This is a genomic window from Caloramator proteoclasticus DSM 10124 (genome assembly GCF_900129265.1).
Taxonomy (GTDB): domain Bacteria; phylum Bacillota; class Clostridia; order Clostridiales; family Caloramatoraceae; genus Thermobrachium; species Thermobrachium proteoclasticum.
On sequence record NZ_FQVG01000015.1, the window covers coordinates 15,976 to 29,050 of the forward strand.

Here is a 13,075-nt window from a genome sequence, read left to right on the forward strand (position 1 = left end):
AAAAAGATACGGCGCCCCTTAAATACACTTTTGTGTATATAAGGAAACGCCGTTGTTTCCGATAATCTATTTACTTCACATAGTATATTATATTAAAGTCATACAAAAATTGCAACTTCTTTTTTGAAAAATTTCATTTTTTTTAATATTAGCTCTGCTAAATATATATCTTCCTTAGTTGTTATTTTTATATTATCATAGGAACCTTCCACAACAGCTACCTTTTTTCCTAACTGTTCTACCAAGCTTGTATCATCAGTTGCAAAGATCCCCTTTTCCTTAGCATACTCGTGGGCCCTTAAAATCAATTGGTATTGAAAGGTCTGTGGAGTTTGAATAAAATATATACTATTTCTATCTAAAGTCTGTTGAAAAAAATCACCCTCTACAAGTTTTACTGTATCCTTTGCCTTAACAGCAAGAGCAGAGGCTCCATATTTTTTTGCCATATTTATTGTTTCTAATATATGTTCCTTTTTTACAAAGGGCCTTGCACCATCGTGTATGACCACTATGTCGCTTCTTTTACATTCAACTAAACCATTATATACAGAATGCTGTCTTTCTTCTCCTCCACATACTATTGCTTCAATCTTTTTATATCCATATCTTTCAACAATATTTTCTTTAAAATATTCTATTTCATCCTTTGAAACTACCACAACTATATTGTCTATAAATTCAGCCTCTTCAAATACGTCTATTGTTCTTGATATTACCTCTTTGCCATCTATTAAGAGATACTGCTTGTTATATCCTAATCCCATCCTCTTGCCTTTTCCTGCCGCAACAATAAGTGCTGTAACCATAATTCCTCCTATACTGCTTTATCCTGTGCATTTTTAAGTTTCGCAAATATCATTCTTCCTGCTGCTGTTTGAAGAACACTTGTTACAACAACATCAACTATTTCTCCAACATACTTTTTTCCACCTTCTACAACAATCATTGTTCCATCATCAAGATATGCAACACCCTGTCCAGACTCTTTTCCATCCTTTATGATATGGATATTCATCTCTTCCCCAGGTATAACAACCGGCTTTACTGCATTAGCAAGCTCGTTTATATTTAACACTGGTACACCCTGAAACTCTGCAACTTTATTTAGATTAAAATCATTTGTTATAACCTTACCACCTAAACTTTCTGCAAGTTTTAAAAGTTTACTATCAACCTCCGCTACATTTGGGAAATCCTTATCACATATTTCTACATTTACAGGAAGTTCCTTTTGAATTTCATTTAATATATCAAGTCCTCTTCTACCTCTTGCCCTTTTCAAATTGTCGGATGAATCAGCGATATGCCTTAACTCTTCAAGAACAAACTGAGGAATGACTATAGTACCTTCAATAAACCCAGTCTTTAGAATATCTAATATTCTTCCATCAATAATTACACTGGTATCAAGTATTTTAGGCTGGCTTGGTCTTATATCTAACTTCTGCTTTTTGTCCTTAGTAAATTTCTTCATAAATGTAAATACATTTGAAAGTTCATCTTTTTTCTTAATTGCTACATTTACACCTAATGTACCAAAAACAATGTTAACTATTAAGGATATGACACTCCCTATTGCTGATAAAACAGAGTTAGTCTGTAAAAAGCTTGCAACTGAACCAATAAGCAGGTTTGCTATTAAAAGTCCTATAATAAGTCCAACTACTCCAATTATTATTTCATTAGTTGGAACCTTCTGTAACCCCGCTTCTAATAGTTCAACCAATTTCCACACCATAGAAATAATAAAGGGTGATATTATATAAAATATTAGTCCTATGAATAAAATGCCAAAAATATAAATTATGATTCCTGTAAGTGATGTTGGATTGATATTAAATAAATGCTTGATATAATCGATTTTAACAACAATATCCGTCAATACATACCCTAATATTAGCCCTGATATAGTTAAAAGCCATCTGAATATCTTATTTAGCATTTATACACCTCCTATTACATATATTTTCCATATTTTAATATCTACTATACAACAATTATAAAAAAAAAGCAATGAATGTAAAAGATAATATTATTATATTTTTATTAATTTTAAGACAATAAGTTATTAATTATTTTTTGCTTCCCTTCGTCAATTGATACATTTAGCACAATAGAAATTTCACTGGATAAAAATAAAATAAAATTCTCTAATACCTTCTCTTCACTTTTAGATAACTGTTTTTTTTGTGATAAAAAATTGATATCTCTTATAATGTCTGCCATCTCATAAGGGTCGCCTTTAGATAGTATTGATTCATATAGTTTTAATCTATCTATCCATTTTGGAGGAAGACTCTTAGGAGATCCACTCCTTTTGTTAAATATTGTTTCGAGCTCTTCTTTTTCTATAACTCTTCTTATCTTTTTATAACTATTATCATCTACAGGTAACATAATCTCTATACCTTCTATTACGAATTTTATCATATAATATCTTTTTATCTCTTTTAATATCTCCCTTTCTTCTATATTAACTATAGTTCCTGCCCCAAATTTAGGATGATATATTTTATCACCTATATTAAACATAGCAACCCCTCTTTTATTTAAAATAAACCTCTTAATTCATTATATTAATATCTTTTTTAATATGTTAAATATTGTATACATTAAAGCATTACATTTGACACATTAAAGTAAGAATATTTATAATATTATTAAAGCAAAGTTTACCCCAACATATTGTAAGCTTTGTACCTCCTGTTTAATTATTAAGAAAAGGGGTGTAAGCATATGAAGGACATAATAATCGATGACTTTCAAAATGCCGTATCTGAATCATTAATAAGGCACAAAAGTATTTTAGACATAATGACCAAACTTAATGAATCACAATCTCGTATTAACAGAGCTATTGCAAAGTCTGCAACAAATTGTGGTTGTATTAAGATAGACGCAGAAAAACAAAAGCTGCCTAACGACTGCTCTTTAGAGGAAGCTTCAAAACTTCTATCATATCAGATTACGGGGAAACTTTGCGATAACTGCCGCGAAGTTCTTGAGGATGAAATTGGAACAGAACTATATTATCTTGCTGCACTCTGTGATGCATTAAACATCAACTTATTTGATGTATTACTAAAGGAATATAAAAACATAACCACCCTCGGAAAATTTTCAATGCTGTAAAAAATAGGGCTATATTTAGCCCTATATTCTTCTGTTTAAAATTACCTGTTCCTGTATCTTTCTTAATCCTTCCTTTATTGCTCTTGCTCTTGCCTCTCCAATACCTTCTACTGCATCGAGTTCCTCAATTGTAGCATTTAAAATATTTTTAAACTGTCCAAAGGTCTTAACCATATTTTCAACAACAACCTGAGGAAGCTTTGGTATTTTATTTAATAGCCTATATCCCCTTGGTGATATCATTGTTTCAAACATAGCATCCGGTGCATATCCTAAAACTTTACTTACAACATTTATGTCTATTAAATCATCAGACGTAATACTTCTTATTGCCTTTTGAACATCTGAAACATCGCGTTCTGCATAATCCTTTATAAGAAGCATACCCTCTTCTTCTACTCCATCCGCCAAATCATCAAGCTGCATTGAAACAAGCCTTCCTTCATTACCAAGCTCATATATATACTTTTCAATCTCGTACACAATTCTCATTACCATTTCATTTCTTTGAACTGCAACAGTTACATCGTAGGCTGTAACTAAATCTTCAAATTCAAGTGCAGACAGATTTGACATAGCCTCATCTAAGACCTGTTTATATCTTTCAAGAGTCTGTATTGCTTGATTAGCCTTTGTAAGGATTATACTTATATCCTTCAACACATATTTAAAATTTCCCTTATATACTGTAATTACATTTCTTCTTTGAGAAATGGCAATAACTAAATTCCCAGTCTGCTTTGCAACCCTATCCGCAGTTCTATGTCTTGTTCCTGTTTCTGTTGTTGGAATAGTTGGATCAGGTATTAATTGAGTATTTGCATATAGAATTCTTTTTAAATCGCTACTGATTATAATTGCACCATCCATCTTTGCAAGCTCATATAAATACGAAGGTGAATATTCACTGTTTATATAAAAGCCACCATCTACTATCTTCATAATCTCTTCTTGATCACCAATGACAATAAGTCCACCTGTCTTTGCCTTTAAGACATTTTCAAGTCCATCCCTTAGGGGTGTTCCTGGAGCCATTAGCTTTAAAACATTCAAAAGTTCAGTTTCTCTATATCTCATATCAACTATCCCCCTAATACCTCTTCTAATACTTCATATATATTTTTAACTCCAATTACATTTATGTCAAGTTTATCCTCTATAGCCTTTATATTTTCATAGGGAATTATGCACCTTTCAAATCCAAGCTTCTGTGCCTCTAATATTCTCTTTTCAATGAAATTTACTCCTCTAACCTCACCTGTAAGCCCTAATTCGCCAATTACAACCGTCTTAGAATCAATAGGAATATTCCTAAAACTTGAAGCAATTGCACAAACTATACCTAAATCACAGGCTGGTTCATCTAACTTTAAACCTCCAACAACATTAATGTAGGCATCAAAGGTTTGAAGCTGCATACCTACTCTTTTTTCTAAAACTGCCATTAAAAGAACTACTCTATTATAATCTATTCCTGTTGCCATTCTTCTTGGCATACCAAAGGCTGTTGCAGAAGTTAGTGCTTGTATCTCAACAAGTACAGGTCTTGTTCCCTCTAAGCTACATACAACAGCAGAACCCGGAACATCTTCAGGCCTTCCAGAGAGCATAACCTCTGATGGATTAAGCACCTCTTTCAATCCATCACCCTTCATCTCAAATATTCCAATTTCATTTGTTGATCCAAATCTATTCTTTACAGCTCTTATAACCCTGTAGGTATGATGTCTCTCCCCTTCAAAATATAAGACAGTATCAACCATATGTTCTAAGACTCTTGGGCCTGCAATTGCTCCTTCTTTAGTAACGTGTCCAACTATAAATATTGGTATAGAAAGGCCTTTTGCAATTCTCATAAATGTAAGCGTAGACTCTCTAACTTGACTTACGCTTCCTGGTGCAGATTGCAGCTCCATTTTAAACATTGTTTGTATAGAATCAACTATTATTATATCTGGTTTTAAATTTTGTATATGCTTCTCTAAAATATCAAGATTTGTTTCAGATACAATGTAAAGGTTACTGCCTTTAACCTTCAACCTCTGTGCTCTAATTTTAATCTGTTTTTCTGATTCCTCTCCTGATATATAAAAAACTTTATAACCATTTAATGACAAATTTTTGGATACCTGAAGAAGAAGGGTTGATTTTCCAATACCTGGATCTCCACCTACTAAAATTAGAGAACCTCTAACTATTCCTCCTCCTAAGACTCTATCAAGTTCATCTAATCCTGTCTTTAACCTTTCTTCCTCCGTAATCTCTATCTCATCCACAGTAAGAGGCATTATTATATTGGTTGTAGCTATATATGCTTTATCATTATTTTGTTCTATTTCTTCAACTAAGCTATTCCAGACGCCACACTCGGGGCATTTACCCATCCATTTTGGAGACTCATATCCACATTCTTGACAAATGAATTTAGTTTTAATCTTTGGCATAATATCACTTCCACAATTTCAAAAATTTTTTTATCCATTTTAATATTTTACACTAAGTTATAAAAAAATAAATATAAACTATAAAAAAATAAGGGGAATTTTTACTCCCCTTATTTATCGAATACAATCTCTCCATCCTTTACATCCATTTTAACTTTATCGCCCTTCTTGATATTACCCTTTAACATTTCTTCTGATAGCTTATCCTCAACAGCCTTAGTAATTGCACGTCTTAGAGGTCTTGCACCATATACTGGGTCAAATCCAGCCTTTGCAAGATGTTTCTTTGCCTCTTCTGTATACTCTACTTCTATGTCTAAATCCTTTAACCTCTTAATTACACTATTCAGCATCAATTCAACTATCTTTTCTATATCCTTTTCTTCAAGTGGATGGAATACTATTATATCATCAATTCTATTTAAAAACTCAGGTCTAAATGTTCTCTTTAAATCCTCCATTACATTTTCCTTCATCTTTTCATAGGAATTTTCCTTATCCTTTTCTGTATTTGCCGCAAAACCAAGGTTCTGCTGTTTCTTTATCGTACTTGCCCCAACATTTGATGTCATTATAACTATTGTATTTTTAAAATCTACAGTTTTTCCTTTACCATCGGTCAATCTTCCATCCTCAAGTATTTGTAATAATATATTAAATACATCTGGATGTGCCTTTTCTATTTCATCAAACAATACAACTGAATATGGCTGTCTTCTAACCTTTTCTGTTAGTTGTCCTCCCTCCTCGTAACCTACATATCCAGGAGGTGAACCTATAAGTCTTGATACAGCGTGCTTTTCCATATATTCTGACATATCAATTCTAATCATTGCATTTTCATCACCAAACATTGCCTCTGCAAGTGCCTTTGTAAGTTCTGTCTTACCTACCCCAGTTGGACCTAAGAAGATGAAGGAACCTATTGGACGTTTTGGATCCTTAAGTCCTACTCTTGCACGCCTTACTGCACGAGCTACTGATTTTACAGCTTCTTCTTGTCCTACAACCCTATTATGAAGTATCTCTTCAAGTTTTAGAAGTTTTTCTGATTCTGTTTCAGTTAATTTATTTACTGGTATATTAGTCCATCTTGATACAACATTTGCAATATCCTCTGCTGTAACCGATAGAATCTCATTGTCCTTCTTATTTTGCCAATTATCCTTTAATCTATTAAGTTCATTAACAAGCTCCTGCTCTCTATCTCTTAATTTTGCTGCCTTTTCATATTCCTGCATATTTACAGCTTCATCCTTATCCTTTTTAACCTTTTCTATTTCTTCTTCTAATTTCTTGATATCCGGTGGTGCTGTTAATGTCTTTAACCTTACCTTTGAAGCTGCTTCATCCATAAGGTCTATTGCCTTATCTGGTAGATATCTATCTGTTATATATCTATGCGAAAGGGTAACTGCTGCTTCTATTGCTTCATCAGTTATCTTTACCTTATGATGTGCTTCATATTTATCCCTTAATCCCTTTAATATTAGTATTGATTCCTCTACGGAAGGTTCTCCTACCATAACAGGTTGGAATCTTCTCTCTAAAGCTGAATCCTTTTCAATATATTTTCTATATTCATCAATTGTAGTTGCACCAATAACCTGTAATTCTCCCCTTGCAAGGGCAGGTTTTAAAATATTTGATGCATCCATAGCACCCTCTGCTGCACCTGCACCTACAATTGTATGAACCTCATCAACAAACAGTATTACATTTCCTGCCTTCTTTATATCATCCATTACCCTCTTTAATCTTTCTTCAAATTCACCCCTATATTTTGAACCTGCAATCATACCTGACAAATCAAGAGTTACAACCCTTTTATTCTTTAGTATCTCTGGCACATTACCTTCTACTATCTTTTGTGCCAATCCTTCTGCTATAGCTGTCTTACCAACACCAGGTTCTCCTATAAGGCAAGGATTGTTCTTCGTTCTTCTACATAATATTTCTATTACCCTTTCAGTTTCTTCTTCTCTTCCTATTACAGGATCAAGTTTACCTGACTTTGCAAGTTCAGTTAAATCACGACCAAACTGATCAAGGTTTGGAGTGTTAGCCTTTACCTTTTTATCCTGTCTTGTTTTTGTTTGCACCTCATTGTTCTGTGACATATTTTGAATTAAATCATTTCTTACTTTGTTAAAATCAAGTCCCATCTTTTCAAGTAATGTAAATGCAACTCCTTCTCCTTCTCTTATTATTGCAAGGAGAAGATGCTCTGGTGCAATAAAGCTATGGTTTAAGGAGCTTGCTTCTCCCTTTGCAACTTCAATTAATCTTTTAGTTCTCGGAGTAAGTTCAAGTTGTTTTAAGAAAAAGTCAACTTCACCTGCTCCCTCTACATTAATTATTTCCTGTCTTAATTTATTTGCATCTATTCCGTATTCAGATAAAACCTTTGAAGCATAACCACCTTCTCTTATAATTCCAAGAAGAATATGCTCTGTTCCAATAAAATTATGTCCGAGTCTTTGGGCCTCTTCTGCCGCCAAATTTATAACCCTTTGACTTCTTTCTGTAAATCCTCCAAACATAATATACACCTCCTTAACTTAACTTTTCTCTTATTAGTTTTGCTCTAACTATATCTCTGTCCCTTGGATTTAAATCTCTATTTTCTAAAAGTTGCAATGTGGCTGGTTGGACGCTTACAAACAACTCATTTAGACTATCTACTTTTACATCCTTTATTATACCCATTTCTACTCCCATTCTAACCTTAGATATAAGTTCTAAGCTCTCCTGTGTTGATATGCTTCTTGCAAATTTTAATATGCCAAGTGACCTATAAAGTTCATCCTCAAGCTCAACAGATTGTTTTTCAAGAAGCATTTCCCTTGCCTTCTTTTCCTTCTCTACAATCTTTTTAGTTACAGCTATAAGATTATTTATTATTTCATCCTCTGAAAGACCTAATGTTATTTGATTAGAAATTTGATATACGTTACCAAGTGCATTGCTTCCTTCTCCATAAAGTCCTCTTATTGTTAAACCTACCTGATTTATTGTGTTAATAATATTGTTTATATTTTTTGTGATAGTTAATGCTGGCAGATGAAGCATAACCGATGCCCTAAGTCCTGTTCCAACGTTAGTTGGACAGCTTGTTAAATATCCAAGTTTTGTATCATAGGCATAGTTCACTCTCTGTTCAATCAAATCATCAATTTTGCTTGCAAGTTCATATGCTTCCTTAAGTTTAAATCCAGGATAAATTACCTGAAGTCTAATATGATCCTCCTCATTTATCATTATTGACACATTTTTATCTCTATTAATCATAACTGCTGAAATATCACTTCTATTTATTAAATCCTTGCTAATTAAATGCTTTTCAACCATAGACATTTTTTCATTTAATGAAATATCACTTAAGTTAATAACTTCAAAATCATTTGAAATCACAGAATTACTCTCTAAAATAGCAGATGTAACATCATCTACTACTTTTTTAGCATTCTCCTTATCTAAAAGGTGTGGAAAAGGAATTCCATCTATATTACGTGCAAGTCTTATTCTACTTGTTAAAACAATCCCCTCATCTGATGATTTAGAAAAGAACCACGCCATATCATTCACCCCTTTGGTTATCTAATTTTGATTCAAGATTTCTTATTTCATCCCTAAGCTTTGCAGCCTTTTCATATTCTTCCTTATTTATGGCTATTTTAAGTTCTTCCTTTAATCTCTCAATATCCCTCTTTAACTTTAAATCTCCTCCTGTCCTTGCAGGAACCTTTCCTGTATGTTCTATATTACCGTGTATTCTTTTAATTATAGGTGTAATCTTAGGTGCAAAGGCAGAATAGCATCTACTGCATCCCATTCTTCCTTTATTTCTAAAATCGTTGAAGGACATCTTACAAACAGGACAAACCTCCTCTTCGTAAGTTTTAGGAGCTCCTCCTAACATCTCTACAAATCCATCTAAAATATTTTGGAAGGACATAGGCATACCAAAATTAATGGCAAAATTCATATTTACATCCTCACTCTGCTTTGCACATTCATCACATAGATGAAGTTCAGTCTTTACTCCGTTTATTATCTTTGTTATATGAACATTTGCCTCTTTTTGATTGCATCTTTGACATAACATATTCATACCCCCTATTCTATCATAGTTATTAGGATATTCTTTAATATATGTGCACGTACTTTATTTTTTGTCTCACCATCAAGAGGAATACTCCTATCGCTTATTGCAGCCTTTATTATTGTTGACTCTCGTTCACTTAAAAAACCTCGATCCTTAAAAAGCTCTATAATAGCATTTGCTTCATTTTGGGTCAAACTATCCATTATATTTTCTTTTATTGCTCTTTTTATATACTGATTCTTATCAAGTTCAACCCTTGTTATTCTTATACATCCTCCACCGCCACGTCTACTTTCTATATAATAACCTTTGTCAATTGTAAACCTTGTTGTTAAAACATAATTTATTTGTGATGGTGCACAGTTGAATATATTTGCTAATTCATTTCTCTGTATCTCTAGCACATTTTGTTCGCTTGTCTCAAGCATATTCTTTATAAACTCTTCTATAATATCTGACAGTCTTGCCATCACACCACCTCTTTTGACTTTGACTTTCTTTGACCTTTCATCTATAATTATAATACCACTGTATCACTATTCAAATCTAACTATTACCAATTTATTTTAAATTATAGCCTTTATAGTTTGATTTTTTAAATTATATATTTTTTTCTCATTTTTTTATTAAATAGGTGGTTAAACCACCTATTTTTTATCCTTTTTATTTTTTGACTTTAACTTCTGCTCAACTTCATCTACTCGTTTTCTCTGTTCCTCTGGAGTCATCCAAGCAAACTCAGAAGGAACCATTTCTCCATATAAATGAAGATTGTATTCATCCTTCATACTAACGCCTCCTTGCTATGATATTATATTTACTATCATCATGGCCACCCTTTACAGTTATTTCAAATCCATTGTTTTCTAAAACCCTATTAATATTTTCAGTTTGGGTTGCATCCTTTGCATCAATTGTTATAACAAGTTCATCATTCTTTCCAACTATATCAATTACATCCAATAGTTTTTTTTGATCTAATTGGTCTATAATGCTGCCAAAATTTATTCTATAATCTGACATTATATCCCCTCCTCAATATTTAGTTTTACCCTTTAAAATTTTTTTATAAAGGTATTTATAAGAAATAAAAAAAGAATAAGCCACTTGGCTTATTCTTCTTCCATTTCCTTTTGTTTTTGAGCGTTTTCAATTATTTTTTGACTAATTACAGGAGGAACCTCTTCATAACGTTCAAATCTCATTGTAAAATTGCCTCTTGCTTGAGTCATAGACCTTAATTCTGTAGCATATTTAAACATTTCTGCAAGTGGTACCTCTGCTGTAACAACCTCAAGACCATTCTTTTGTTCCATTCCTAAAACTCTTCCACGTCTCTTGTTAATATCTCCCATAACATCTCCCATATATTCATCTGGAACAGTAACTTCAACGTGCATTATTGGCTCTAATAAAACTGGGTCTGCTTCCTTCATTCCTTTCTTGTATGCTAAAGATGCTGCTGTCTTAAAGGCCATTTCTGATGAGTCAACTGGATGGTATGAACCATCGTGTAAAGTTGCCTTTATTCCTATAACTGGATAGCCTGCAAGAACACCGTGTTTCATAGCTTCTCTTAGACCCTTTTCAACTGCTGGTATGTATTGTCTTGGGACAACACCACCTACAATTTGGTCTACAAATATTAAATCCTCAGTCTCATTTTGTGGTTCAAATTTTATCCAAACATCTCCATATTGTCCGTGACCACCACTTTGTTTTTTATACTTTCCCTGTACATCGGAAGTTTTCCTTATTGTTTCTCTATATGGAACCTTTGGAGTTTCTAATACAACATCTACTCCATATTTATTTTTAAGCTTATTTGCAATTATTTCAATATGAATCTCACCAAGTCCTGAAATAATAGTTTCTGCATTTTCTACATCTCTTGTAATCTTAAAGGTTGGATCTTCTTCAAGTAGCTTATGAAGACCATTTGAAATTTTATCCTCATCTCCCTTTGCCTTTGGTTTAACTGTCATTGATAAACAAGGTTCTGGGAATTCCATCTTACCATATACAATTGGTTTTGAAACATCACAGAGAGTATCTCCTGTTAACGTATACTGCAATTTTGATACTGCTCCTATTTCTCCTGCATAAAGCCTATCTACAGCAATCTGATTTTTTCCCTTTAAAAGATATAATGTTCCTACTTTTTCTATCTTATCTTGAGTAGAGTTATATATAGATGAATCTGCTGCAATACTTCCTGATAGAACTCTAAACAATGACAATCTTCCTACAAACGGGTCTGCAATTGTCTTAAACACAACAGCTGAAAAGGCTTCATCTATGCTTGAATTTCTCTTTTCTATATCTCCTGTCTTTGGATTAATTCCTTCATAGGTTCTCTCTACTGGTGATGGAAAATAGCTAATAATATTATCAAGAAGTGTATGAATCCCTATGTTGTTTACAGCTGAACCACAGAATACAGGAGCTATTTCACAGGATAGTATGCCCTTTTTAAGTCCCATTATTATCTCTTCTTCAGAAAGCTCTCCATCACTTAAGTATTTATCTAATAGTTCCTCATCTGTTTCTGCTACAGCCTCCATAAGTGCACTTCTATATTCATCAATAGTTGGAATAAGTTCACTTGCTACTTCAACATCAACCATTGATTTAAGCTTTGAGTCATAAACCTTAGCTTTTTTGTTTATAATATTAACAACACCTTTAAATTCACTTTCTCTGCCTATTGGAATTTCTATAGGAACAACTGCAAGTCCAAACCTATCCTTCAGACTTTGCAATGCTTTATCATAGCTTGAATTTTCTCTATCTAATTTATTAATAAAAAATGCTCTTGGAATATTATATCTATTAACATAATCCCAGGATTTTTCAGTTCCTACTTGAAGACCTGAAACACCACACACACTAATTAAAGCAGCGTCAACACCCTTAAGACCCTGAATAACCTCTCCTACAAAATCAAAATATCCTGGAGTATCTACTAAATAAATCTTGTGTCCATTCCAAACGCAGTTTGCTACTGCTGATGATATTGATATTTTTCTCTTTTTTTCCTCGGGATCATAGTCTAATATAGAGGTACCATCATCTGTTCTACCTAGTCTGTCGGATTCCTTTGTGTTAAATAGAATTGCTTCTGCAAGAGATGTTTTACCTGTACCTCCATGACCTATAATCCCGATGTTTCGGACATTTTCGGCTTTGTACTCCTTCATATCAATTCCCCCTTTGGCAGTTTTTATGCCTTATTTTTATATTTCTATAGATTTTTTAAAAATCCTTCTAAAATTTTTAAAATTTTTTGAAAATACATCTTTTATTATTTTATACTTTTATTGGTTTTTTATACATTTTATTAATCTTTTATTTATATTGTATTTTTTAGTTACAAATTTTATGTAAA

13 protein-coding genes are annotated in these 13,075 nt (G+C 32.7%); 1 reads left to right on the plus strand and 12 read right to left on the minus strand.

Annotation, left to right across the window (positions count from 1 at the left end):
* Positions 1-98: 98 nt before the first annotated feature.
* The 3 genes from ispD to BUB63_RS05170 all read right to left on the minus strand — a co-directional run bounded on the left by ispD (position 99) and on the right by BUB63_RS05170 (position 2,535).
* On the minus strand, positions 99-809 hold the full coding sequence (gene ispD, locus BUB63_RS05160; protein ID WP_073248225.1) for a 2-C-methyl-D-erythritol 4-phosphate cytidylyltransferase: 711 nt from the start codon (positions 807-809) through the stop codon (positions 99-101).
* Between the two features lie 8 nt (positions 810-817).
* Positions 818-1,945, minus strand: coding sequence for a PIN/TRAM domain-containing protein (locus BUB63_RS05165; RefSeq protein WP_073248227.1), 1,128 nt, complete (start codon positions 1,943-1,945; stop codon positions 818-820).
* A 110-nt stretch (positions 1,946-2,055) separates the two neighbouring features.
* Complete coding sequence (locus BUB63_RS05170) at positions 2,056-2,535, minus strand: CarD family transcriptional regulator (protein ID WP_027308838.1); 480 nt, start codon at positions 2,533-2,535, stop codon at positions 2,056-2,058.
* A gap of 204 nt (positions 2,536-2,739) precedes the next feature.
* Between BUB63_RS05170 and BUB63_RS05175 the strand changes: the two genes are divergently transcribed.
* Complete coding sequence (locus BUB63_RS05175) at positions 2,740-3,135, plus strand: nucleoside triphosphate pyrophosphohydrolase family protein (protein ID WP_073248229.1); 396 nt, start codon at positions 2,740-2,742, stop codon at positions 3,133-3,135.
* Positions 3,136-3,156: 21 nt separating this feature from the next.
* Here BUB63_RS05175 and disA read toward each other — a convergent pair whose 3' ends face one another.
* The 9 genes from disA to fusA all read right to left on the minus strand — a co-directional run bounded on the left by disA (position 3,157) and on the right by fusA (position 12,887).
* On the minus strand, positions 3,157-4,212 hold the full coding sequence (gene disA / locus BUB63_RS05180) for a DNA integrity scanning diadenylate cyclase DisA (RefSeq protein WP_073248231.1): 1,056 nt from the start codon (positions 4,210-4,212) through the stop codon (positions 3,157-3,159).
* Between the two features lie 5 nt (positions 4,213-4,217).
* Positions 4,218-5,579 carry a DNA repair protein RadA gene (radA, locus tag BUB63_RS05185; RefSeq protein ID WP_073248233.1) on the minus strand — a complete coding sequence of 454 codons (1,362 nt, stop codon included), beginning with the start codon at positions 5,577-5,579 and terminating at the stop codon, positions 4,218-4,220.
* 110 nt (positions 5,580-5,689) lie between these two features.
* Positions 5,690-8,125 carry an ATP-dependent Clp protease ATP-binding subunit gene (locus tag BUB63_RS05190; protein ID WP_027308842.1) on the minus strand — a complete coding sequence of 812 codons (2,436 nt, stop codon included), beginning with the start codon at positions 8,123-8,125 and terminating at the stop codon, positions 5,690-5,692.
* Between the two features lie 10 nt (positions 8,126-8,135).
* Positions 8,136-9,158 carry a protein arginine kinase gene (locus BUB63_RS05195; protein WP_035166213.1) on the minus strand — a complete coding sequence of 341 codons (1,023 nt, stop codon included), beginning with the start codon at positions 9,156-9,158 and terminating at the stop codon, positions 8,136-8,138.
* Position 9,159: 1 nt separating this feature from the next.
* On the minus strand, positions 9,160-9,687 hold the full coding sequence (locus BUB63_RS05200) for a UvrB/UvrC motif-containing protein (protein WP_027308844.1): 528 nt from the start codon (positions 9,685-9,687) through the stop codon (positions 9,160-9,162).
* A gap of 11 nt (positions 9,688-9,698) precedes the next feature.
* On the minus strand, positions 9,699-10,157 hold the full coding sequence (locus BUB63_RS05205) for a CtsR family transcriptional regulator (protein WP_027308845.1): 459 nt from the start codon (positions 10,155-10,157) through the stop codon (positions 9,699-9,701).
* A gap of 177 nt (positions 10,158-10,334) precedes the next feature.
* A complete protein-coding gene (locus BUB63_RS13595) occupies positions 10,335-10,475 on the minus strand; it encodes a hypothetical protein (protein WP_156897890.1) in 141 nt (46 codons plus the stop codon).
* Position 10,476: 1 nt separating this feature from the next.
* On the minus strand, positions 10,477-10,710 hold the full coding sequence (locus BUB63_RS05210; protein WP_027308846.1) for a hypothetical protein: 234 nt from the start codon (positions 10,708-10,710) through the stop codon (positions 10,477-10,479).
* Positions 10,711-10,799: 89 nt separating this feature from the next.
* On the minus strand, positions 10,800-12,887 hold the full coding sequence (gene fusA, locus BUB63_RS05215; protein ID WP_073248235.1) for an elongation factor G: 2,088 nt from the start codon (positions 12,885-12,887) through the stop codon (positions 10,800-10,802).
* Positions 12,888-13,075: the final 188 nt, after the last annotated feature.